The following is a 22,632-nucleotide window of genomic DNA, read 5'->3' as shown; positions in this document are numbered from 1 at the left end:
GTGCTCATCGAGACGCGTCGCGCCGGGATCGTCGCGGCGACCCGCGAACTCGGCGGCATCGGCCTGCACGAGCTGAGCGAGCGCTTCGACGTGTCGATCCCGACGATCCGCCGGGACCTGGAGGTGCTCGCGGATCGCGGGCTGTTGCACCGGGTCCGCGGCGGAGCCATGCCGATCGGCGAGGAGCAGCCGGCACGGCCAGCGCATCGGCCGGCCCCGGACGAGGTCCAGGAGGCGCTGGGCCTCGTCCAGCCGGGCATGGCGGTCGGGATCTCGGGCGGCCCCAAGGCAGTGCGGCTGACGGAACTGCTCGACGACGTCGCCGGCCTGACCGTGGTGACGCCGATGCCGATCGTCGCGGCCGCCGTGCGCAACGAGCGCACAACGGTCCTGCTGATCGGCGGAATCCGTACCCCCGGCGGCAGTCACGCCGGGCCCCAGACCGAACGGACGCTGCAGGCGCTGAATCTCGACATCGCGATCGTCCAGGTGCTGAGCCACCCGGCCCATGACACCCTCGCCGCCGCGACCGACCGGGCCTTGCTGGAGCGCGCCGCCCAGCGCGTGCTCCTGCAGCCCTGACCGCGCCGAACCTGTGCCCGTTCGGGGTTCAGGATGTTGGGCTTGCTGAGCGCCGAGGCATCGACCGAGGTCATGTCACAGCCGCCCGACTTGGCGTTGTACAGGACATGGTCGGCCGCAATCAGGGGGTCACCGCCCAACTGTGCCACTGGGCATACGCGGTTCGCTCGTCGAACCACCGGCCCTGAGCCGAGGCGCCGAGGCAGGCCAAATGAACCAGCTCACCGACCACTTCGACGCCTGGCGACGCCATAACATCGCGGGCGTCCTGGCGACACTGACCGACGACTGCGTGATCATCGAGTGTTACGGGCCGACCTACCGCGGCCGACACCGCGTCGAGCAATGCCAACAGCACCGGCCTCGCCGCGCAGGCGCTGCGCGTCGCCGGGCGGCCGGTCGCATGGCTCAAGGCCCGCGGATTCCTGCTCGGCCTGCAGGTGCGCTGCTCCGGCCCGGCCGCCGACCGCGGCGCGATCGCCTACACGACGACCGGGTTCGACCCGGCCACCGCGATCCGCCCGACCGCGCAGGCCGTGCCTGGGTCTGACCGGCGCCAGCTTCGCCACCCTCACCGCCGCCGGCTCGCAGGCCGCGGCGCCAACCCTGGCGTGTGCCGCGTGAACCGGGCCATGGCGCAGGGCATAAACCGTGTCGCGGAGGTGGCTCGCCGGGCTCTGCGCGGCGTTCGCCGTCACCGGCGCGCTGGTCCTTGCCGACCCGGCACCGCAGGCGGCGCACGCCGCCGCGTGCGCGCCGGGCACCGGGGTCACCGTCGTCGTGGACTTCACCACGTTCGGCGGCGGCGTCCAGAAGGGCTGCCGGCTCGGCGACCCGCCGAATGACCTTGCCGCGTTGAGCGGCGCCGGGTTCACCGTCACCGGCACCCAGCGCTGGGGCCTCGCCTTCATCTGCCGGATCAACGGCAAGCCCACCGCCGCCACGGAGCCGTGCGTCAACACCCCGCCGGCGTCGGCGTACTGGTCCTACTGGCACGCAGTGCCCGGCGGTGGTTCGGCCGCGCTTCGGTGCGGTCGTGGCAACAGGGAACCCGGTGTGAGTCCGGGACTGCCCCGCAGCGGTGAGTGGGAACGAACGCTGTCATTGAGCACTGGACCTTCCGGGGTCTGGGAAGCGACGGCCAGTAGGTGACCGGAGACGGTCGCGCCCGCGAGTCCGAAGACCTGCCAGCGCACCGCGCGCCGAGGGCGGCGTGCGGTGGTCGGATGCCGCGTGGGACGGCTGACGCCATCGCCAGGTGCTCCTCGCGTGCGCCTTTCTGTGGCGGGCTTCCCCCTGCGTCCATCCGGTGGTGATGAGCAGGCGACGAGGGGGAGCACATGACGGTGACGCAGGACCAGGCGACGGCCGGGAAGGCGCCGGAGCAGCGCCGGCACGCGATGCAGGTCCGCAAGCGCAACGGCGACCTGGAGCCGGTCGACGTCAACAAGATCGTGAAGGCGGTCGAGCGGTGGGTCGCCGACCTCGACGAGGTCGACCCGCTGCGGGTGGCGACGAAGACGATCAGCGGTCTGTACGACGGGGCGACGACGGCGGAGCTGGACAAGCTGTCGATCCAGACGGCGGCGGAGCTGATCGGTGAGGAGCCGCAGTACTCGCGGCTCGCGGCGCGGCTGCTCGCGGCGTACGTCGACAAGGAGGTCCGCGGGCAGGGCGTCGCCAGCTTCAGCCAGGCGATCCGGCACGCGCACCAGCAGGGCCTCATCAGCGACGACACCGCGGCGTTCGTGGCGCGGAACGCCCGCAAGCTCGACGATGCCGTCGAGGTCGACGGTGATCTGCGCTTCGAGTACTTCGGCCTGCGGACCGTCGCCGACCGGTACCTGCTGCGCCACCCTCTGTCCCGGCTGGTCGTGGAGACCCCGCAGTACTGGCTGCTGCGCGTCGCGTGCGGGCTGTCGCAGACGCCGGGTGAGGCGATCGGCTTCTACCGGCTCATGTCGTCGCTCGCGTATCTGCCGAGCTCGCCGACGCTGTTCAACTCCGGCACCGCGCACACCCAGATGTCGTCGTGTTTCCTGGTCGACTCGCCCCGCGACGAGCTCGACTCGATCTACTACTACCCGTCGCAGCAGGCCGCCGCGTCCAACCCACGCTGGCGGCCGGTCGGGCTCGGCCTCATGGGACTGCAGGACGCGTTCTTCGCGCTGCGGCTGCCGTTCGACTCCCCCGCCGCCCGCGAGCTGTCGACGCGGGTGCAGGAGGAGATCTACCTCACCGCCCTGGAAGCGTCGGCGGACCTGGCGGAGCGGTTCGGGCCGCACCCCGCGTACGCCGAGACCCGTGCCGCCGGCGGCGAGCTACACCCGGACCTGTGGGGCGCACCCACCGACGGTGAGCGCTGGGCCCTGCTCCGTGAGAAGGTCGCGGCGAGTGGGTTGCGCAACTCGCTGCTGATCGCGATCGCGCCGACCGCGACGATCGCGTCCATCGCCGGGTGTTACGAGTGCATCGAGCCGCAGGTGTCCAACCTGTTCAAACGCGAGACCATGTCGGGTGAGTTCCTGCAGCTCAACACGTACCTGGTGCGGGAGCTCAAGGCCCGCGGGCTGTGGACCGCGGCGATCCGCGAGCAGATCAAGCGCGCCGAGGGCTCGGTGCAGGACGTCGCCGACCTGCCCGATGACGTGCGCGAGCTGTACCGCACCGCCTGGGAGCTGCCGCAGCGGGCCCTCATCGACCTGGCCGCCGCCCCTACCTGAACCTCCTGGACACGTACGTCACCGACGACGCCGAACGGACCGCGGCGTTCGCCGCCGTGGAGAACATCCCGTCGATCGCGCGGAAGGCCGAGTTCTGCTTCCGCTGGATCGACTCCCTCGGCGACCTGCACGAGCTGAAGACCCGCGACGACCGGCGCGCGTTCCTGCTCAACCTCATCTGCTTCGCCGCCTGCATCGAAGGGTTGTTCTTCTACGGCGCCTTCGCCTACGTGTACCACCTGCGCTCCCGCGGCCTGCTGCACGGCCTCGCCTCGGGCACCAACTGGGTCTTCCGCGACGAGTCGATGCACATGGCCTTCGCGTTCGACGTCGTCGACACGGTACGGGCGGAAGAACCCGACCTGTTCGACTCCCAGCTGGAGGCGCAGGTCCGCGAGATGCTCGCCGAAGCGGTCGAGTGCGAGGTGCAGTTCGCCGCCGACCTCCTGGAACAGGGCGTCTCCGGGATGTCCCTCGCGGACATGCGCGAGTACCTGCAACACGTCGCCGACCGGCGGCTCGCCACCCTCGGTATCGCGCCGCTGTACGGCAGCCGCAACCCGTTCGCGTTCATGGAGCTCCAGGACGTCCAGGAGCTGTCGAACTTCTTCGAACGCCGGGTGTCGGCGTACCAGGTCGGCGTGACGGGCACGGTCAGCTTCGACGACGACTTCTGAGTGGCGGTGTGCTGCTGTCCTGTGCGGCATCACCGTGCAGGACAGTGGCGACGTCGTCGCAGGCGCATCCGTCCGGGCCGGCGCCGGCAAGCAGCGCCTTTCCCCGTGCGGCGGATGTCAGGGACAACGTCAACCACGCTGTGACACACGTCGTGGGTGCCCCGGTCCCGAACGTCGCCGGGCACCCGTACGATGGCTCGCAGTGCTGGTTCGCCTCGTTCGCAAGGACGGGGCGTCGTAAGAGGGAACCCGGTGTGAGACCGGGACTGCCCCGCAGCGGTGAGTGGGAACGACCGCCGTCATCAAGCACTGGACCTCTCGGGGTCTGGGAAGCGACGGCTAGTAGGTGGCACCGGAAGGTGTCGCGCCCGCGAGTCCGAAGACCTGCCCGCACTGCGCACACCGCCGGTGTGCGCCGCCGGCGACCCCTCGGGAGGGTCAGGGCGGAAGCCGGGCGCGCGCCGTGCCCTGCCTTCCCCTTCCCGGGAGTCGTCGCGACTTCGAGGGAAGGAATCCCTGTGGTGAGCACCGCATTCGGGCAGAGCACCGTCCTCGGTTACCCGCGCATCGGCGGGAACCGGGAGCTGAAGAAGGCCGTCGAGGCGTACTGGGCCGGGCGCATCGACGCCGCCGCCCTGGACGAGACCGCGGCTGGGCTGCGGGCCGAGGTGTGGCAGACGCAGCGCAACGCCCGCCTGGAAGCGATCCCGTCCAACACGTTCTCCTACTACGACCACGTCCTGGACACCGCCGTCGCCGTCGGTACCGTCCCGGCCCGCTTCGCCCGGCTCGGACTGTCCGACCTGGACACGTACTTCGCGATGGCCCGCGGCGTCGACGCCGAACCCGCGCTGGAACTGACGAAGTGGTTCGACACGAACTACCACTACCTGGTGCCGGAGATCGACGCGGACACCGCGTTCACCGCCAACCCGGTCAAGGCACTCGGTGAGATCGCCGAAGCCGGTGCCCTGGTGGTGTACGCAGCTTTGAACACTCTTGCGTTGCAGCTGTCAACGACGGTTTTCAACGGTGATCCGGTTGTGTCTGCTACGGCTTCCGGACCGGCACCGGCGACACGGACGTCTTGAATAGGGAGATGCGACAGCATCCTCACTGCTCGTCGGGGCGCGAGCCGGACGGTCAGGCGGCCGCCTGGACCGTTGCCGGCTCGTTGGTCCAGTCGATATCGATCCCGGCGGGCCCTCGGTCGACCGTGATGGTGGCGCCGTCGAGGACGTCGCCGGTCAGCAGTGTGCGGGCGATGCGGGTCTCGATCTCGCGCTGCAGGAAGCGGCGCAGTGGGCGGGCGCCGAAGACCGGGTCGAAGCCGGCATCGGCGATGAAGCGTCGGGCCGCTTCGGTGACCTCGACGGTGATCCGCCGCTCGGCGAGGCGGGCGCGGAGGTCGTCGAGGAGCAGGTCGACGATCCGTTCGATCTCCGGCAGGGTCAAGGGCTTGAACAGCACCGTCTCGTCGATGCGGTTGAGGAACTCCGGGCGGAAGTATTCGCGCAGCGCTGTCATGACCGCGGTGCGGGCCTGGTCGGTGAGCTGCCCGTCCGGGGTGACGCCCTGCAGGAGGTGCTGCGATCCGAGGTTGCTGGTCATGATGACGACGGTGTTGCGGAAGTCGACGGTGCGCCCTTGCGCGTCGGTGAGTCGTCCGTCGTCGAGCAGCTGCAGCAGGGTGTTGAACACGTCGGGGTGGGCCTTTTCGATCTCGTCGAGCAGGACGACCGAGTAGGGCTTGCGGCGCACCGCCTCGGTCAGCTGTCCGCCCTCCTCGTAGCCGACGTAGCCGGGCGGCGCGCCGACGAGCCGGGAGACGGTGTGCCGTTCCTGGTACTCGCTCATGTCGAGCCGGACCATGTTGTCTTCGGTGTCGAACAGCGCCGCGGCGAGGGTCTTGGCCAGCTCGGTCTTGCCGACGCCGGTGGGGCCCAGGAACAGGAACGAGCCGATCGGGCGGCGCGGGTCCTTGATTCCGGAGCGGGCGCGGATGACAGCGTCCGCGACGACCTGGACGGCCTCGTCCTGGCCGACGACCCGCTCGTGCAGGATGTCCTCCAGGCGCAGCAGTTTGTCCCGTTCGCCCTCCAGCAGCCGGTTGACGGGGATGCCGGTCCAGCGGGCCACGATCCCGGCGATCTCGTCGGGCGTGACGACCTCACGCAGCAGCCGGTGCCCGCTCTGCTTGGCGGTGAGCCGCTCCTCCTCGGCACGCAGCCGCCGCTCCAGCTCCGGCAGCCTGCCCAGGCGCAGCTCCGCAGCGCGGTCCAGGTCGTAGCCGCGTTCGGCCGCCTCCGCCTCCCGCCGGATCCGCTCGGTCTCCTCACGTAGGCTCTGCACCTTGCGGATCGCCTGGCGTTCGGCGTTCCACTGGGCGCGCATCGCATCGACCTCGCCGCGCAGGTCGGTGATCTCCCGCCGGATCTGGTCCAGCCGGGCGGTGCTGGCCGGGTCGTCCTCCTTGGACAGTGCGGTCTCCTCCATCTCCAGCCGCAGCAGGCGCCGGGCGGCCGCGTCGAGTTCGGCCGGCTGTGAGTCGATCTCGGTGCGCAGCATCGCGCAGGCCTCGTCGACGAGGTCGATGGCCTTGTCCGGCAAGAACCGGTCGGCGATGTACCGGTGGGACAGCTGGACCGCGGCGATGAGGGCGCCGTCCTGGATGCGCACGCCGTGGAACACCTCGAGGCGTTCCCGCAGCCCGCGGAGGATGGTCACCGCGTCGTCCGGGCTGGGTTCCGGCACCAGGATGGGCTGGACCCGGCGTTCGAACGCGGCGTCCTTCTCGATGTGCTTGCGGTACTCGTCGAGGGTGGTCGCCCCGATCATGCGCAGCTCGCCGCGGGCGAGCATCGGCTTGAGCATGTTCCCGGCGTCCATCGACCCCTCGGCGGCGCCGGCGCCCAGCACGGTATGCAGCTCGTCGACGAACAGCAGGATCCGGCCCTGCGCGGCGGTCACCTCGGCGAGCACGGCCTTGAGCCGCTCCTCGAACTCGCCGCGGTACTTCGCCCCGGCCACCAGGGAGCCCATGTCCAGCGCGAAGACCGTCTTGTCGCGCAGCCCTTCCGGCACGTCATTGTTGACGATCCGCTGGGCGAGGCCCTCGACGATCGCGGTCTTGCCTACACCCGGGTCGCCGATGAGGACGGGGTTGTTTTTCGTCTTGCGCGACACGATCTGCACGACGCGGCGGATCTCCTCGTCGCGCCCGATGACGGGGTCGAGCCGGCCGGCGCGGGCGTCGGCGACGAGGTCCCGGCCGTACTTGGTGAGAGCCTCGTAGGCGGCCTCCGGGTTCGCGGAGGTGACCCGCTGCGCCCCGCGCAGCTGGGTGAGCTGGTTGAGCAGCCGCTCCCGGGTGACGCCGAGGTCGTGCAGGGCCCGGCCGGCGTCGGTGGAGGCGCCCTCGTCGACGAGTGCCAGGAGCAGGTGCTCGACGGAGATGTACTCGTCCTTGAGCCGACCGGCCTCACGTTCGGCGGCGTCGAGGTCCGCGGCGAGCCGGCGGGTGACCGTCACCTGACCGGGCTGCGCGCCGGGCCCGGTCACGCTCGGCCGGCGCCGCACGTCGCGTTCGACGCGTTCGCGCAGCTGTTCGATGTCGACGCCCAGGCCGGTGAGCAGCCGCACCGTGACACCGTCGGGCTGGTCGATCAGGCCGAGCAGCAGGTGCTCGCCGTCGACTTCGGTGTGGCCGTACCGCATCGCTTTCGTCTGGGCGTCGTGTAGCGCCTGCTGGGACTTCTCGGTGAGTCGGTTCAGGTCCATGTCCGCCTCCTGAGTTGCGCCTCAAGTTCGTCGATGCGGGTGAGCAGGTCGAGCACGATGCCGACCGCCGCGTAGTTCAGCGGCAGTCCGGCGTGCAGCCGGCGGATCCGGGCGAGCCGCTTGAGCTGCGACTGGGCGAACCAGTGGCGGCCGAGTTCGTCGACGTGTGGTTCCAGCAGGCCGAGCGCGACCAGCCGGGAGATCATGTCCGGGTGCAGGCCGGCGGCGGCGGCGAAGGCGTCCGTGGACAGGTAGGGGCGGCACATCAGAGCGTAGGTCATCGGTCACCTCGCGGGTTGTACGACGACACCGTCGCAAGTTCCTCGAACAGTCGCCGTTCGGCGTCGCTCAGCTGCGCCGGCACCATCATCCTGATCTCGGCGTAGAAGTCGCCGGGGGCGCCGCGCGGGTTCGGCAGGCCCCGGCCGCGCAGCCGCAGCCGCCGTCCTGACGGTGTGCCTGGCGGGACGTCGACCTGGAGGGTGCCGCCGGGCGTGTCGACCGGCACTGTGGCGCCCAGCGCCGCCTCCCACGGCGCCACCGGGGTTTCCACCGTGATGTCGCGGCCGCTGAGCTTGTACCGGGCGTGCGGCGCGATGTGCACCACCAGGTACAGGTCGCCGGGCGGGCCGCCGCGGGCGCCGCCGGAGCCTTGGCCCGCGAGCCGGATCCGCTGCCCCTCGGTGACCCCGGCCGGGATGATGACCTCGTACTCGCGGGTGCGGCTGCCGGGGGCGCCGGGCAGCGTGATCCGGCGCCGGCCGCCGTGGTAGGCGTCCTCGACGCTGATGGTGATCTCGGCCTCGGTGTCGGCGCCGGGCACCGGCCCACGTCCGAAACGGTCGCCGGCACCGCTCGGTCGCCCACCGAAGATGCTGCCGAGCAGGTCCTCGAGGTCGACCTCCTCACCGATGCCGCCCCGACCGCCGAAGCCGGCGCCCTGACCGGGGAACCCGGCGCCGGCCGACGCACGCTGCCGGGCCCCGGCGCGCTGCTCGACGTCGTCGGGCACCTGCCGCCACTGTGCGCCGAACCGGTCGTACTTGCGGCGGCTCTTCGGATCCGAGAGCACGTCGTAGGCCTCGGTGATGTCTTTGAACCGCTCCTCGGCGCCCGGCTCCTTGTTGACGTCCGGATGGTTGCGGCGGGCCAGCGTGCGGTACGCGCGCTGGATCTCCTCCGCCGTCGCAGTCCGCGGGACGCCGAGGTCCGCGTAGAAGTCGCGCCGTTCAGCCGCCATCGGATCCCCGCTCCGCGTCCGCCCCCTCTGCACCCCCGCCGCCGGCGCGGGCCACGGCCACGACGGCCGGGCGCAGTAGGAGCGTGTCGCTGCCGTAGCCCGGGCGGATGACCCGCACGATCGTGCCGGCCGGAACGTCGGGCTCCTCGACCGCTTCGGCCGCCTCGTGCCGGGCCGGGTCGAACGGCTCGCCGACCGCACCGACCGGGCCGAAGCCGAGCCGGGCCAGGATGTCCGCGGCCTGTTCCCTGACCTGTGCCACTCCCTGCACGATCGCCTCGGGGTCCGCGCCGGCGTGGCGCAGGGCGAGGTCGAGGTTGTCCAGCACGGGCAGCCACGCCGCGGCGACCCGCTGCCGCTCGGCGGTGACCCGTTCGGCGGCCGTCCGCTCGGCCCGCTTGCGGGCATTGTCCGCGTCGGCGATCGCCCGCTGCGCCCGCTCCCGCACCTCGGCGAGCGCCGGGTCCTCCGGCCGGGCCGCCGCCTCGGTCTCGGGCCGGTTCGCCTGGCGGGCCGGGTCATCGGTGGCGGCGTGGGTCCCCTCGCCGTTCGGCTCGGCCATGGCTCACCCTCCGCTGAAGTCGGCGTCGATGACGTCATCGGCCGGAGCCGACCCGCCGGACCGCCCAGCGGCCTGCCCTGCTTCCTGGCCCGTGGGCTGTCCCCCACCGGCCGGCTGCTGCGTGGCGGACTGCAGCGCGAACAGGATCTGCCGGAGGTCGTTGGTGAGGTTCTGCACCCGATCCATCGGCGCCTGCCCGTCGACGGCCTGCCGGGCTTCCTGCACGAGCATGTCGGCGCGGGCCCGCTCGTGTTCGGGGACCTGGCCGCCGAGTTCGTCGAGGCGGCGCTGCACCTGGTGGGCGACGCTGTCGAGCTCGTTGCGGGCGTCGATCTCCTGACGCGCCCGCTGGTCCGCGGCGCGGTTCTGCTCGGCTTCACGCACCATCCGCTCGACCTCGCCCTTGTCCAGCGTGCCGCTCTCGGTGACGGTGATCTTCTGCTCGGCGCCGGTGTCCTTGTCGCGTGCGGACACGTTGAGGATGCCGTTGGCGTCGATGTCGTAGGTGACCTCGACCTGTGGTTCGCCGCGCGGCGCCGGGCGGATGTTCTCCAGCCGCATCCGGCCCAGGACCCGGTTGTCGGCGGCGCGTTCCCGCTCGCCCTGCAGCACCACCACGTCGACGGCGGGCTGGTTGTCCTGCGCTGTGGAGAACGTCTCGGTGCGGCGGGTCGGGATCGTCGTGTTCCGGTCGATGACCTTCGTCATCAGCCCGCCGAGGGTCTCCACGCCCAGCGACAGCGGGGTGACGTCGAGCAGCACGACGTCACGGACGTCGCCCTTGAGCACGCCGGCCTGGATCGCGGCGCCGAGCGCGACGACCTCGTCCGGGTTCACCGTCATGTTGGGGTCCTTGCCACCGGTGAGCCGGCGGACCAGTGCCTGCACCGCCGGCATCCGGGTCGCGCCGCCGACGAGGATCACCTCGTCGAGGTCGTCGGCCTTGACGCCGGCGTCGCTCATCGCTTGGCGCACCGGGCCGTTGGTACGCTCCAGCAGGTCGTGGGTGAGCCCCTCGAACGTCGAGCGGGTGACGGTCGCCGTGAGGTGCTTCGGACCGGACGCGTCGGCGGTGATGAACGGCAGGTTCACCTGGGTCTGGGTCACCGACGACAGCTCGACCTTCGCCCGTTCGGCGGCCTCGGTGAGCCGCTGCAGCGCCTGCGGGTCCTGACGCAGGTCGATGCCCTGCTCCTTGCGGAACGTATCGGCGAGATGGTCGACCAGGCGGTGGTCGAAGTTGTCGCCGCCGAGGTGGGTGTCGCCGGCCGTAGCGCGGACCTCGACGACGCCGTCGCCGACGTCGAGGATGCTGACGTCGAACGTGCCGCCGCCGAGGTCGAAGACGAGGACCGTCTCGTGGCCCTTCTTGTCCAGGCCGTAGGCGAGGGCGGCCGCGGTGGGCTCGTTGATGATCCGCAGGACTTCGAGGCCGGCGATCCGGCCGGCGTCCTTGGTGGCCTGCCGTTGAGCGTCGTTGAAGTAGGCCGGGACGGTGATGACGGCTTCGGTGACCTTCTCGCCTAGGTACTTCGCGGCGTCGTCGGCGAGCTTGCGCAGGATCTGTGCGGAGACCTCCTCCGGCGAGACCCGCTTGCCGCGGATGTCGAACCGGACCATCCCGTCGGGCCCGGGCACGACGTCGTACGTGACCGTCCTGGCCTCTTCGGTGATCTCGTCGAACTTCCGGCCGATGAACCGTTTCGCGGAGTACACGGTGCCCTTGGGGTTCAGCACCGACTGCCGTCTGGCGAGCTGACCGACAAGCCGCTCACCGGTGTCGGTGTACGCGACGACCGACGGCGTGGTCCGGCTGCCTTCCGCGTTCGGCACGACGGTCGGCTGGCCACCCTCAAACGCGGCGATCACCGAATTGGTCGTGCCGAGATCGATACCTACAGCTCTGGCCATGACCGGCTCCTATCGGGATACGGCTGGTGCGTCACCGAAGCCTGTCGTGCTCGCAGTAGGGCGACTTCCTCCGACGCAGATGACTGATGCTCTGACCCATCCGCCGCGCGGGTCAGAGGTCGCCGACGAGCGCCTCGACCCGGCTGCGGCCCGTGAGCACCCCGGCTGCGTGACGTCGCGCCACGTCGGCCGGGGCGCTCTCACGCCGTGCCTTCACACCATGTCGATGCACGTCGGCGGCACGGCCCGGTCAGCTCCGCTGGCCTGGGTTCTGCCCGCCTCGCTGCGGGCCGCCGGACCGCTGGGTGCCCTGCTGCGCCGCCTGCTGCTGTCCTGTGGGGGACTGGCCCGTCTGCTGCTGGCCCGTCTGCTGCTGACCCGGTCGCTGGCCGCCCTGCGCCTGGATCTCGATCCGGCGCGGCTGTGCGTTCCTGGCCTTCGGGACCGTCACCGTGAGCACGCCGTTGCTGTAGGCGGCCTGCACCTGGTCGCTGTCGATGTCGCTGGGCAGGTCGATCATGTACTCGAACTCACCGGTCTGACGCCCCTGGCGGCGCACGACGCCACCGCGGCTGCGCTCCTGGAACGCGCCGGAGATCCGCAGCTCCTCCCCGCGCATCTCGAGGTTGACGTCCTCCGGGTTCACGTTGGGCAGGTCGACGTCGACGACATAAGCGTCCTCGGTCTCCTCCACGTCGACCGGCGGCGACCAGCCGGCCGATCCGCCGATCCCGGCTTCACCGCTGATGAGCGACTGGATGAGTTGACCGAACCTGCTGTTGAGCTCGTCCACCTCGCGGCGCGGGTCCCAGCGGTACGCCGGCGTGCCAGCCAGCGGCCCGCCGCGGCGCTGCCGGGACGAGAAGGGTGCGAGTGTCATCGTGATCGGTTTCCTCTCCGAGCGCGAACTCTGGCATTTCCCCAACCGTTGTCCGGACGCAGGTGAATCCACTTCCCTGGCCCCGGATGACCGCCGGGCCGATGCTTCGGCAAGTGTCGTCAGGCATCACGGCCCCTGCGAATCCGACCGGATACGGCCTGCCTCACGAGCCACGACCGCGGCTGCGGGCGGTCCATCTCACTGGACGATGACGATGCGGTTCTCCACGGCGGTCACGCCCGGCGCCGACCAGGCGACGCGTTCGGCTTCCTCCCGCTCGGCCCACGAACGGACCTGACCGGTGAGCACGACCTTGTCGTTCTGCACATCGACGTTCACGTGCTCGGCGTCGGTCTCGGCGCTGCGCACCAGTGCCTCCTCGATTCGCGTGCGCAGGTCTTTCGGTGACGGCTGCACCCGCGGACGCGGACGTACCGAGAGCAGGTTGGTCACTCCACGCACACCGGGTAGCTTGTCCACGGCGCGTTCCGCCGCCCTGCGCTGATGCTCCCACTCGACCTCACCGCGCAGCGTGACCCAGCCCTTCGACACCGTCACCTCGACGTGCTCCATCGGGATGAACGCGTCCCACTCCAACGCGCGGACGGCTGACGCGGCGATCTCGGAATCCGGCAGCTGCGCCGCGATCGGCAACCGGACCTCGATGTCGTTGGCGACCGCCTTCACCCCGCGGATCCGGTGCACCGCACGCTCGGCGGCCAGCTTCTTCTGATAGCTGTCGACCCATCCGGCCAACGTCACCACGCCGTGGTGTACCCCGACCGCTATTTCGTTGGGCTGCAGACGGGAATCCCACCGCAGTTCCTCGATCACGTCCCGCTCGATGTCGGCGTCTGCGCGCGTGAAGGTTGCGGTACTCATGTCTGCTCCCCCGTGCTGCTCCTCGGGTGCTGCTCTTCCGTCGGACCACGTTCAACCGTTCTTCGACCCGCCCGACGCGGACCCACCCGGAAAGAGTGAGGCGAGCGGTAATCCCAATTGGCATCACGACAGCGGGAAGCACGATCCGCGACCCTGCGAGGGGGTCGGCACGGGCGCCGGCGAATAGCTGAGGGTGGCGGCGGTGTCATCGCTTGCGCGGCCGGTACTTTGCAGGTACCTCCACACCAGTTGCACCGCCGTGGCGCCTTCGCCCACGGCGGAGGTGACCCGCTTGATCGACCCGCTGCGCACGTCACCGGCGGCGAACACGCCGGGCAGGCTGGTCTGCAGCAGAGGCCGTCGCTGCAGACCCGGCTCGTCGCTGTCCGGGCCGGTGAGGATGAAGCCGTCCTCGTCGGTGGTGACCTCGCCGGCCAGCCAGTCGGTGCACGGCCGCGCACCGATGAAGACGAACAGCGCACGGGCGGGAAGTTCGCGGCGCTGCCCGGTGCCCCTGTCCTCCACCACGAGCCCTTCGAGGCAGTCGCCGCCCAGCAGTTCGCGCACCTCGGTGCCGAGGTGCGTCTCAATGCCCGGTGACGTACCGATCCGGTCAACCAGGTAGCGCGACATGGTCTCATCGAGGCCCCTGCGGGCAAGCAGGTGCACGACCCGCGTGTACCTCGACAGGAACAGCGCCGCCTGGCCCGCCGAGTTTCCACCACCCACGACCGCGACCGGGTCGTTGCGGCAGAACAAGGCCTCGGACAGGGTCGCCGCGTAGTAGATGCTGCTCGCTTCGAACTCTTCGAACCGCGGAACGTCGAGTTTGCGATACCGGACGCCGGTGGCGATCAGGACGGTCCGGGCCGTGACCTCACCACCGTTGTCGAGTTTGATGACGTGGTTGCCATCGCGTTCCTGCAACCCGCTCGCCCGAGCCGGCACACTGAACGTGGCTCCGAACTTCTCCGCCTGCACGACCGCCCGCTCGGCCAGCTCCCCGCCGGAGATCCCGGTGGGAAAGCCGGGATAGTTCTCGATCCGCGACGTTCGGCCAGCCTGACCGCCGGTGGCGAACTCGTCGAGGGTGACCGTCACCAGCCCTTCCGAGGCGCCGTAGACGGCGGCCGCGAGGCCGGCCGGGCCGGCCCCGACGACGGCAAGGTCGCACACCGTGACGCCCGGTCCGGGTGCGGGCAGGCCCACCGCGTGTGCCAGGTCCGCGTTGCTCGGGTTCCGCAGCACCTGCCCGGCCGGGCAGATCACCACCGGGGTCTGCTCCGGTCGCACGTGCAGCTCGCGCAGCAGCGTCTCGGCGTCCTGATCCTTCTCCAGATTGACCCACTGGTAGGGAATGCGGTTGCGAGCCGCGAACTCGCGCAGCCGCCGGTTGTCGGACGAGAACTGGGATCCGATGATCCGCAGCCCGGCGCCGCGGCCGATGAGCAGGGAACGGCGGCTCAGGTACGCCTTCAGGATCAGGTCACCCAGGGTGGAATCCTGCGCGACAACGGTCTTGAGACGGTCCACCGGCACCCTGAGAACCTCGCCGGGCTCGCGCACCTGCGAGGTGCAGAAGGCCGCCTCACCGGTGATCAGGCTCAGCTCACCGAGAAACCGCTTGGGGCCGTGCACGCTGATGACGCGTTCGTCGCCGCCGAACCCCTCGACGTCGGCCACCTTGCCGGCGAGCACCACGAAGAAGTCGTAGTGCTCCTCACCCTCCCGGATGAGCACCTCGCCGGTCTGCGCATGGTGGCGTTGCCCCTCCACGGCCAGAGCTTGGATGTGGGCATCCTCCAAGCGGGGATAGGCTCCTTCACGGTCCGGCGTTTCGACCAGCATGTTCGATTCCACCCCCTGAAAACAGGAATGCGAACCACCCGAAGCGTCGCCCGCAACCCTTCGTTCCGCGTCAGAGGTCCCGGTGCATGATCACCATGGTCCGGCCGCGCTCGCGCTCGTCGAAGTGCTCGCAACCCTCCGGACCCGGTGCAGCGGCAGCTCGTGCAACACCACGGGCGATGCTGCCGCCGGTGGCCGAAGCAACCGGTTGGTGCACCACCTTCAGACCAGCAGGTTGAATATCCGCAGCGCCCCCTCCCAGTGTGCGGTCTGCGGGTTCTTCAGTTCCGGGTCCATGATCTTGAAGGTACGCGCGAGCGCGACGCTCAGGCCACCGACGATGTCCGGCAGCCGGCGCTCGGCGTCGTCGCCGAGTGCCAGATCCAGCGGCGGCCGGGCGGTGAGGGAGTCCAGGATGGGCCTCAGCTCGATCTCCTGGTCCAGCTTCCGGAACTCGTGGACACGCTCCTGCAGGCCCTTCGTCACCGGTATGTCGTGGGCCGCGATGACGTCGCGACCGTTCGCCTTCGCCTTCGCCTGTGCGATCAGCAGCAGGTCGTAGACCTTCTCATCGACGAAGTCTCCATAGCGTTTGAGGTCGTTCTTGTCCACGTCCAGGCTCGCCGCCGCCCGGAAGAAGCGCTCAAACCGATCAATGGCTACCACCGGCATCGCGACACCTCCTGTGCTGTCGAGTTCTCGGGTGTTACCCGCGATCGGGCCGAGCATGCCGGCAGGTCAGCGGCTCAGGACACCCTCACCCACCTCGAGTGGGGCCGGCGCCGTGCGCGAACGACGCCGCTTCCCGGCCGTGGACCGGGGCGGCCTGCCGCTCCAGCCGGCGCAGAGCCCGACGCAGGTCGCTCAGCAGCAGGCCGGCCAGATCGTGGCTGAAGCCGTTGCGCACCACGATGCGCAGCACCGCCAGGTCGGTGCGGTGCTCGGGGAACGTGTACGCCGGCACGATCCAGCCGCTCGCACGCAGCGCCACTGAGACGTCGAACACACTGTACGCGGTGAGGTCCTCGCGCAACGTGACCGCCAGGACCGGCAGCTCGTCACCCCTGGTGAGCACCCGGAACGGCCCCAGCTCGGCAATCCGGTCCGCCAGGGTCGTCGCGACGTCCCGGCTGTAGAGCTGCACTCTGCGGTACCCGTCGAAGCCAAGGCGCACGAAGGTGTAGTACTGCGCGACGACCTGCGAGCCAGGACGGGAGAACGTGAGCGCGAACGTCGGCATCTCCCCACCCAGATAGTTGACGCGGAACACCAGATCCTCCGGCAGTGCGGCAGCGGCCCGCCAGACCACCCAGCCGAGCCCCGGACAGACGAGGCCGTACTTGTGCCCGGACACGTTGATCGAGGCGACCCTGGGCAGCCGGAAGTCCCAGTCCAGGCCCGGATCGCAGAACGGCGCGATCATCCCGCCGGACGCGGCGTCGACGTGCACCGGGATGTCCCATCCGGTGCGCCCGTGCAACTCGTCCAAGGCGGCGCAGATGTCCGCGACCGGCTCGTAGCTGCCGTCGAATGTGGAGCCCAGGATCGCCACCACGCCGATGGTGTTCTCGTCGCAGTGCTCCACCGCCGCAGGCCCCGACAGATGGAACCGATCCCCGTCCATCGGTACCAGCCGAGCGTCCACGTCCCAGTAGTTGGCGAACTTCTGCCAGCAGACCTGGGTGTTGATGCCCATCACGATGTTCGGCCGCTCGGTCGGCAATCCGGCGGCCTGGCGCGTACGCTGCCAGCGGCGCTTGAGGGCCAGCCCACCGAGCATGCACGCCTCGCTCGAACCGGACGTCGAACAGCCGGGTGCCTGCCCTGCGTCGGGCGCATGCCAGAGCGCGGCCAGCATCCGCACGCAACGGGTCTCGAGGTCGGCCGTGCGCGGGTACTCGTCGCGGTCGATCATGTTCTTGGTGAGGCTTTCGGTCGCCAGCCGGGTGGCCTCGGGCTCCATCCAGGTGGTGACGAACGTGGCGAGGTTGAGCCGCGGGTTGCCGTCGAGCAGCAACTCGTCGTGGACCACCTGGTAGGCGACCTGTGGGTCGAGCTCGGTGTGCGGCAGCCGGTCCCGCGGGATCAGGAGCGGCTCCCGGGTGAACAGCGGGTTCACCGAGAGCTCCGGTCGCAGGGCCTTCCGGTCGTGCTCGGGGCGTGACGACATGTCCTGGCCTCCTGTTCGCTTCTGCGCTCTCGCTTCAGCGCCGCAGTGCCACGTCGATCGCGAGCAGTTCGTTGGTCAGGGCGAATGCCTACCCGTACGTGCGGTGATCATGCCCGGTGCCCACCTCACCCTGGCGAGAGGGTATGGACTGCCGAGGGCCGGGCAAGTGTGGGTCGACGTGCGCGTCGTCGTTCCCTCCGATCGAGTCGTACGGGTTCCTGTCCGACTGCGAGACGACCGCACTGGTCACGCCCAGCGGGAACGTGGAGTGGCTGTGCCTGCCGCGGCATCTGGGAGGTGCGCGGCGAGCCGCGGCACTTCACGTACCGCACCGAGACCACCGACGACGGCCCTACCCGGCCATTACACGGCCATGCGGACGGCTCGCGCCCCGCTCAGCCCTGGCGCTCATCGATGGCCTCGTCCGGCTGGTAGAGATACGCCGCCTCCCGGACCGAGTCGTCGCTCTCCAGGCCGGCTCCGAGTGCGCCGCCGATCGTGGCCACCGAGCACGCCAACCAGGCGATGGCCAGGAAGTCACCCGTGCCGGCCGGACGGCCCAGCGCGTCGGTCAAGCCGGCCTCGGGCACCAGCAGCAGGACGCCGCCGAGCGCCAGTACGAACAGCGCCAGATACAGAGCGAGCACGCCGATCACCACGGTCAGCACGGTGACGATGTTGAACAGGATGACCTGCTCACCCGCGGGCGACCTGCGCGCCACGCCCGGCGGTGTGCGCTCCCACAGCGAGGCGCCCACGATGATGGTCACCACCACCGCGAGCACCGCGCCGACGCCGAGCAGGGCCAGCCGCACCCGGCTGTACTCCACCGCGAGCCGCCAGATGTCGCTGGTGACCAGTGCGAAAACCCCGGCGGTGATTGCCGCGACGAGCGCCCTCGACAGCCCGATCGTCAGCCGCCATGGCCGATTGGCGCGCAGCATGCCGAGCAGGAGACGCAGATTGCCGGTCACCACACCGGCGACCAGGCCGATGCCGCCGTGTTCGGTCCGTGCCGGGCCGCCGAACTGCCGGGCGGTGCGCTCGTCGTCACCGGCGAGCAGGGCGGTGACGAGCCGGACGATCGTCTCGCGCGCACGGCCGGCGACCGCGATCGGGCCGAGCGCCGGGACGGACAGTACCGCGACCGAATGGGTGGCGCTGGCGTGCGCGACAACCGGCCTCCGGGACGTCCGCAACGGCAGATCGGTCAAGCACACCGTGAGCTGCCAACCCTCGTGCAGCATGCGGCGGCGGGCGGCGTCGATCAGCTGTGACAGCTCGGCCGGGCGATCGACCAGCCGATCGATGATGACGCGAACGGTCCACGCAACGCCCGGCGAACTCCTGGCGAGCATGTCTGGCAGTTGGTCGACGACCTGGCCGGCCACGTTAGCGGCCGGTCCGGGTGACGCGACCAGCCCGACGATCACCGGGTCAGCCTCGCGTTGTCGCGGCGGGCCTGTTTGTTGTGCCGCCGGCTTCAGCGTTCGGCGTCCGCGGCGGCCTCGTCGACGGCGAATTCCAGCTCCGCCAGTGAGTAGCCGCCGTCGTGCCGGTCTCCGTTGATGAAGAACGTCGGCGTGCCGTTGACCCCGCTGTGGACCCCGCCGACGAAGTCCGAGCGGATCTTGTCGAGGTACTGGTGGCTGCGGATCGCCCCGGCGACCGCCTCGTCGTCGAGCCCCAAGGCCTCAGCGCCCGCAAGGATGGTCATCGCGTCGAGCTGGCTTTGGTGTTCGAAGAGCCAGTCGTGCATCTGCCAGAAACGGCGCTTGCTGCCGGCCGCCTCAGCGGCTTCCGCCGCCATCTCCGCCAACGGGTGAACGTTCGTCAGTGGGAAGTGCCGAAACGCGAACCGGACCGTGCCCTGTCGCCGGTGCAGCAGCTCACGGACGATCGGGTGCGCGCTCCCGCAGAACGGGCACTGGTAGTCGCCGTACTCGACGAGCGTCACCGGTGCGTCGACAGGTCCGAGCGTGTGATCGCGTTCAGTGACCGGTACGACGAGCCGGGCACTCACGCTCTGCAGTGGCGTTGTCATGGCGTCTCGTCCTCCTACTCGTCCCGGCGCGCCTGGTACGCCTCGCGGCGCCCGGCGGCCCTCGCCCCCTCGACACGGCAACAATCGTCGGCGCGCTTCGGGGAGAACCGAATCACCCTTTCGAGGTGGGAGGCCGGCCGCCACACCGGCGGTACACCTGCGTGCCGCAACGAGCGTCCGCACAGGGCGACCGACCGGCGCCGTGGACGGCGGCGCGCTCCCGCCCGACCCGACGCCGGGCAAGGAACGACCACGACACGCGGTCCGCTGACCGGTCAGCGCTCGAAAGCGACGTCTATCGCGTCCTGCAGGGCACCTGGGCCACCCGAGTGATCAGCGGATGCCCGCAAGGGCCGTGTCGGCCCATTGCCGCAACGCAGGCGCGGGCGCGGCGCCCGACTTGCGCGCCAGGACCTGGCCGTTGTGCATGATCAGCAGTGTCGGCACCGCCTTCACGTCGAAGCGTCGGGACAGCGTCGGAGCGGCGTCCACGTCGACCTTGACGAGCTTCAGGTTGCCGGCGAGCTCCCGGGCGACCTGCTCCAGGGCGGGCGTCACCATGCGGCAAGGCCCGCACCAGGCCGCCCACAGGTCGACCACCACCGGGAGGGTCGACTGCTCGGCCACTGCGGCGAACGTGGTGTCGGTCGCGTCGGCGATCCACGGCAGGGGCTGATGGCAGTTGCCGCACCGCGGGACTCCGGGGGACGCCGCGGGGACGCGGTTCCGGCGCCCGCAGTGCGAGCAGACGACGATCTCACCGCTCATGCGCGGGGGCTACCCGCAGGTGTGGCGGTCATGCAGGTATGCGCCGACGTCGGCCCCCGGCACGGCGACACGTTCCGCCTGGTCACGCGTCGGCACGGTCTGCCTGTCACGGCTCTTGGGGACACGAGGACCGTCCGGGTGCTCGTCATGGAAATCTCGGCGCGGTGATCGAGGTCAGAGCACCTCGAGCGGAGTGGGGCCGTCCGGCGGCGGGAACGCGCGGTCCAGGTCGGCGAAGTCCTCGGCGGTGAGCCGCACATCCAGCGCGGCACGGTTCTCCGCGGTGTGCTCCGGGTGGGCGGCCTTCGGGATCGTGGTGATCCCGTCCTGGCGGATCACCCAGGCCAGCGCCACCTGTCCCGGGGTGACGTCGTGCCGCTCGGCGACGGCGATGACCGCCGGATGGCGCAGGACGGTTCCCCGGTGGTCGAACGGCGCGTAGGCCATGACGGTCAGCCCGGACCGCTGGCACGCCGGCAGCAGATCCCACTCGATGCCGCGGCGCGCCAGGTTGTACAGCACCTGGTCCGTCTGCGCCGCGTGGCCGTCGGGCACCGCGGTGGCCTCTCGCAGATCGGTGATGTCGTAGTTGCTGACGCCCCAGAACCGGATCTTGCCCTGCTGCTGCAGGACCGTGAACGCCTCGACGGTCTCCTCGACGGGCACCGGGCCGGGCCAGTGCAGCAGGTACAGGTCGATGTGATCGGTCCGCAGCCGGTGCAGGCTGCGGTCGCAGGCCTCGATCGCGCCCGCCCGGTCGGCGTTCTCCGGCAGGACCTTCGTCACCAGGAACGCCTCGTCGCGGCGGTCGAAGACCGCGTCACCGACGAGGCGTTCGGCAGCGCCGTCACCGTACATCTCAGCGGTGTCGATGAGGGTCATCTCCAGATCGAGGCCCAGCCGCAGCGCGGTCAGCTCCTCGTCGCGGCGCATCGGGTCCTCACCAAGACCCCACGTCCCCTGTCCCAGCACGGGAATCTGTTCGCCGGCCGGCAGGTCCACCATCCGCATGCTCAACGTCTTCATCGCAGCGCACTACCTCGGCCCCGGGTGCGCAAACCCCGGTTGGTTCGGGCGGTGCTCGCGGGGTAGCAGTCGGGGTTCCCCCAATCGTCGCGCGAGGGAGTACCCCATGTCCGCGTCCTCCGCCGTCCGGCACAGCCCGATCGCCACCGTCAACCCCTACAACAACCAGCTCGTCCGTGAGTTCCCGCCGATGAGCCGGGAAGCCGTCGACAACGCGGCGCGGCACGCCCACCACGCGTTCCAGTCCTGGCGCCGGGTCGGCGTCGAGGAACGGGCCAGGCTGGTCGGCCGGGCCGCACGGCTGCTTCGCGAACGCGGCGAGGAGCTGGCCCAGCTGGTGACGCTGGAGATGGGCAAGCTCATCGGGCACAGCCGCGCCGAAATGGACCTGTCCGCGAGGATTCTGCAGTACTGCGCTGATGAAGGGCCCGGGCTGCTCGCCGACGAGACGTTGGAGCTCGACGGCGGGTCGGCCGCCGTCGTCAACGATCCCCTGGGCGTAATCGTGGGCGCCCAGCCGTGGAACTTCCCGGTGTACCAGGTGGTCCGGTTCGCCGGACCGAATCTGGTGCTGGGCAACACGATCCTGCTCAAGCACGCGAGCAACACCCCGCAGTCGGCGCTCGCCATGGAACGGCTGTTCGCCGACGCGGGGACACCACAAGGGGTGTACACCAACCTGCTGATCACCGGCTCCGAGGTCGATCGCGTCGTGGCACTCGACGTCGTGCGCGGCGCGTCGCTGACCGGCAGCGAGCGCGGCGGCACCAGCGTCGGGGCCGCGGCCGGGCGCAGCATGAAGAAGAGCGTCCTGGAACTGGGCGGCAGCGATCCGTTCGTCGTCCTCGACGGCGACAACCTCGAGCACACCGTCGATGCGGCCATGGCAGGGCGCATGCACAACATGGGGCAGAGCTGCGTGAGCGCCAAGCGGATGATCGTGCTGTCAGGCGCGTTCGACCGGTTTGTGACCGCGCTTGCGCAGCGTATGCGCGTGCTGCGGCCCGGTGATCCCGCCGACGAGGCCACCACGCTGGCGCCGTTGTCCTCGGAGCGCGCCGCCGAGAAGCTGTCGGACCAGGTCCTCGATGCCCTCGACAAGGGCGCCATCGCGGTCGTCGGGGGCGGACGGGTCGATCGCCCCGGCGCGTTCATGCAACCCACGGTCCTCGTCGGCGTGACCCCGACGATGCGCGCCTACCGCGAGGAGCTGTTCGGTCCGGTCGCCGTTGTCCATCAGGTGGACAGCGATGACGAGGCGGTCGCGCTCGCCAACGACTCGCCCTACGGCCTCGGCGGGGCCGTGTTCGGCAGCGACCTGGCGCGGGCCCGGTCGGTCGCGCGCCGGATCGACAGCGGGATGGTGTGGATCAACCACCCGACGTCCTCCGAGCCGCAGCTGCCGTTCGGCGGCATCAAGCTGTCGGGGTACGGGCGGGAGCTGTCCTCGATCGGCTTCAAGGAGTTCGCCAACCGGAAACTGGTCGTGACCATGCCCGCGGACACGCCCATCACCGACGCGCTCGGCTGACAGGCGCC

At 70.4% G+C, this 22,632-nt stretch carries 17 protein-coding genes, 3 pseudogenes and 2 riboswitches; of the genes and pseudogenes, 6 read left to right on the top strand and 14 right to left on the bottom strand.

Annotated elements, in window-relative coordinates:
• From AB0J72_RS25950 to AB0J72_RS25930, 5 genes and pseudogenes are all read left to right on the top strand, one after another.
• Entirely contained in the window at positions 1-582 is a 582-nt protein-coding gene (locus AB0J72_RS25950; protein ID WP_360565107.1) for a DeoR family transcriptional regulator, read from the top strand.
• A 705-nt stretch (positions 583-1,287) separates the two neighbouring features.
• Positions 1,288-1,593, top strand: a pseudogene (locus AB0J72_RS25945) (hypothetical protein); the annotation flags it as partial.
• Positions 1,593-1,772: riboswitch (cobalamin riboswitch) on the top strand. (Overlaps the previous pseudogene by 1 nt.)
• Positions 1,773-1,922: 150 nt before the next feature.
• Positions 1,923-3,296: pseudogene (locus tag AB0J72_RS25940) on the top strand (ribonucleotide reductase N-terminal alpha domain-containing protein); the annotation flags it as partial.
• Between the two features lie 2 nt (positions 3,297-3,298).
• A pseudogene (locus AB0J72_RS25935) lies at positions 3,299-3,982 on the top strand (ribonucleotide-diphosphate reductase subunit beta); the annotation flags it as partial.
• 189 nt (positions 3,983-4,171) lie between these two features.
• Positions 4,172-4,389, top strand: a riboswitch (cobalamin riboswitch).
• Between the two features lie 114 nt (positions 4,390-4,503).
• The gene (locus tag AB0J72_RS25930; protein ID WP_363402890.1) at positions 4,504-5,073 is read left to right on the top strand and encodes a hypothetical protein; all 570 of its coding nucleotides are present in this window, start codon (positions 4,504-4,506) and stop codon (positions 5,071-5,073) included.
• Positions 5,074-5,125: 52 nt separating this feature from the next.
• Here the strand turns inward: AB0J72_RS25930 and clpB are convergent, their stop codons facing one another.
• From clpB to AB0J72_RS25860, 14 genes are all read right to left on the bottom strand, one after another.
• Complete coding sequence (gene clpB, locus AB0J72_RS25925; RefSeq protein WP_363402888.1) at positions 5,126-7,762, bottom strand: ATP-dependent chaperone ClpB; 2,637 nt, start codon at positions 7,760-7,762, stop codon at positions 5,126-5,128.
• Positions 7,753-8,043 (bottom strand): chaperone modulator CbpM, encoded by a 291-nt coding sequence (locus AB0J72_RS25920; RefSeq protein WP_363402886.1) that lies wholly within the window; start codon positions 8,041-8,043, stop codon positions 7,753-7,755. The genes clpB and AB0J72_RS25920 overlap by 10 nt, the downstream gene beginning before the upstream one ends.
• Entirely contained in the window at positions 8,040-9,002 is a 963-nt protein-coding gene (locus AB0J72_RS25915; protein ID WP_363402884.1) for a J domain-containing protein, read from the bottom strand. Before AB0J72_RS25915 ends, AB0J72_RS25920 begins: the two co-directional genes overlap by 4 nt.
• Entirely contained in the window at positions 8,992-9,564 is a 573-nt protein-coding gene (locus AB0J72_RS25910; RefSeq protein WP_363402882.1) for a nucleotide exchange factor GrpE, read from the bottom strand. Before AB0J72_RS25910 ends, AB0J72_RS25915 begins: the two co-directional genes overlap by 11 nt.
• Positions 9,565-9,567: 3 nt before the next feature.
• Positions 9,568-11,475 carry a molecular chaperone DnaK gene (gene dnaK / locus AB0J72_RS25905; RefSeq protein ID WP_363402880.1) on the bottom strand — a complete coding sequence of 636 codons (1,908 nt, stop codon included), beginning with the start codon at positions 11,473-11,475 and terminating at the stop codon, positions 9,568-9,570.
• 250 nt (positions 11,476-11,725) lie between these two features.
• Positions 11,726-12,355 carry an Hsp20/alpha crystallin family protein gene (locus AB0J72_RS25900; RefSeq protein ID WP_363402878.1) on the bottom strand — a complete coding sequence of 210 codons (630 nt, stop codon included), beginning with the start codon at positions 12,353-12,355 and terminating at the stop codon, positions 11,726-11,728.
• A 198-nt stretch (positions 12,356-12,553) separates the two neighbouring features.
• The gene (locus tag AB0J72_RS25895) at positions 12,554-13,237 is read right to left on the bottom strand and encodes a BON domain-containing protein (protein WP_363402876.1); all 684 of its coding nucleotides are present in this window, start codon (positions 13,235-13,237) and stop codon (positions 12,554-12,556) included.
• Between the two features lie 123 nt (positions 13,238-13,360).
• The gene (locus tag AB0J72_RS25890; RefSeq protein ID WP_363402874.1) at positions 13,361-15,085 is read right to left on the bottom strand and encodes an FAD-dependent oxidoreductase; all 1,725 of its coding nucleotides are present in this window, start codon (positions 15,083-15,085) and stop codon (positions 13,361-13,363) included.
• Between the two features lie 222 nt (positions 15,086-15,307).
• Positions 15,308-15,814 (bottom strand): DUF1931 family protein, encoded by a 507-nt coding sequence (locus tag AB0J72_RS25885; protein ID WP_363402872.1) that lies wholly within the window; start codon positions 15,812-15,814, stop codon positions 15,308-15,310.
• 28 nt (positions 15,815-15,842) lie between these two features.
• A complete protein-coding gene (locus AB0J72_RS25880; protein ID WP_363402870.1) occupies positions 15,843-17,255 on the bottom strand; it encodes a glutamate decarboxylase in 1,413 nt (470 codons plus the stop codon).
• 395 nt (positions 17,256-17,650) lie between these two features.
• Positions 17,651-18,688, bottom strand: a complete 1,038-nt coding sequence (locus AB0J72_RS25875; RefSeq protein ID WP_363402868.1) for a hypothetical protein — start codon at positions 18,686-18,688, stop codon at positions 17,651-17,653.
• 50 nt (positions 18,689-18,738) lie between these two features.
• Positions 18,739-19,299, bottom strand: a complete 561-nt coding sequence (locus AB0J72_RS25870) for a DsbA family protein (protein WP_363402866.1) — start codon at positions 19,297-19,299, stop codon at positions 18,739-18,741.
• Positions 19,300-19,632: 333 nt separating this feature from the next.
• Complete coding sequence (trxA, locus tag AB0J72_RS25865; protein WP_363402864.1) at positions 19,633-20,067, bottom strand: thioredoxin; 435 nt, start codon at positions 20,065-20,067, stop codon at positions 19,633-19,635.
• A gap of 174 nt (positions 20,068-20,241) precedes the next feature.
• On the bottom strand, positions 20,242-21,093 hold the full coding sequence (locus AB0J72_RS25860) for an aldo/keto reductase (RefSeq protein WP_363402862.1): 852 nt from the start codon (positions 21,091-21,093) through the stop codon (positions 20,242-20,244).
• Between the two features lie 106 nt (positions 21,094-21,199).
• Between AB0J72_RS25860 and AB0J72_RS25855 the strand changes: the two genes are divergently transcribed.
• Positions 21,200-22,624: an NAD-dependent succinate-semialdehyde dehydrogenase gene (locus tag AB0J72_RS25855; RefSeq protein ID WP_363402860.1), complete on the top strand. Its 1,425-nt coding sequence runs from the start codon at positions 21,200-21,202 to the stop codon at positions 22,622-22,624.
• Positions 22,625-22,632 lie beyond the last annotated feature (8 nt).

Source organism: Dactylosporangium sp. NPDC049742 (assembly GCF_040674675.1).
Classification (GTDB): Bacteria; Actinomycetota; Actinomycetes; order Mycobacteriales; family Micromonosporaceae; genus Dactylosporangium; species Dactylosporangium maewongense.
The sequence above is the reverse complement of the archived record's forward strand: the minus strand, read 5'-3'. Positions and strand labels throughout refer to the sequence as shown.

What these genes read in the sequence shown, in the direction of transcription:
- clpB (WP_363402888.1), bottom strand. Translation starts at nt 7,762, where the DNA reads ATGGACCTGAACCGACTCACCGAGAAGTCCCAGCAGGCGCTACACGAC.
- AB0J72_RS25920 (WP_363402886.1), bottom strand. Translation starts at nt 8,043, where the DNA reads ATGACCTACGCTCTGATGTGCCGCCCCTACCTGTCCACGGACGCCTTC.
- AB0J72_RS25915 (WP_363402884.1), bottom strand. Translation starts at nt 9,002, where the DNA reads ATGGCGGCTGAACGGCGCGACTTCTACGCGGACCTCGGCGTCCCGCGG.
- AB0J72_RS25910 (WP_363402882.1), bottom strand. Translation starts at nt 9,564, where the DNA reads ATGGCCGAGCCGAACGGCGAGGGGACCCACGCCGCCACCGATGACCCG.
- dnaK (WP_363402880.1), bottom strand. Translation starts at nt 11,475, where the DNA reads ATGGCCAGAGCTGTAGGTATCGATCTCGGCACGACCAATTCGGTGATC.
- AB0J72_RS25900 (WP_363402878.1), bottom strand. Translation starts at nt 12,355, where the DNA reads ATGACACTCGCACCCTTCTCGTCCCGGCAGCGCCGCGGCGGGCCGCTG.
- AB0J72_RS25895 (WP_363402876.1), bottom strand. Translation starts at nt 13,237, where the DNA reads ATGAGTACCGCAACCTTCACGCGCGCAGACGCCGACATCGAGCGGGAC.
- AB0J72_RS25890 (WP_363402874.1), bottom strand. Translation starts at nt 15,085, where the DNA reads ATGCTGGTCGAAACGCCGGACCGTGAAGGAGCCTATCCCCGCTTGGAG.
- AB0J72_RS25885 (WP_363402872.1), bottom strand. Translation starts at nt 15,814, where the DNA reads ATGCTCGGCCCGATCGCGGGTAACACCCGAGAACTCGACAGCACAGGA.
- AB0J72_RS25880 (WP_363402870.1), bottom strand. Translation starts at nt 17,255, where the DNA reads ATGTCGTCACGCCCCGAGCACGACCGGAAGGCCCTGCGACCGGAGCTC.
- AB0J72_RS25870 (WP_363402866.1), bottom strand. Translation starts at nt 19,299, where the DNA reads ATGACAACGCCACTGCAGAGCGTGAGTGCCCGGCTCGTCGTACCGGTC.
- trxA (WP_363402864.1), bottom strand. Translation starts at nt 20,067, where the DNA reads ATGAGCGGTGAGATCGTCGTCTGCTCGCACTGCGGGCGCCGGAACCGC.
- AB0J72_RS25860 (WP_363402862.1), bottom strand. Translation starts at nt 21,093, where the DNA reads ATGAAGACGTTGAGCATGCGGATGGTGGACCTGCCGGCCGGCGAACAG.
- AB0J72_RS25855 (WP_363402860.1), top strand. Translation starts at nt 21,200, where the DNA reads ATGTCCGCGTCCTCCGCCGTCCGGCACAGCCCGATCGCCACCGTCAAC.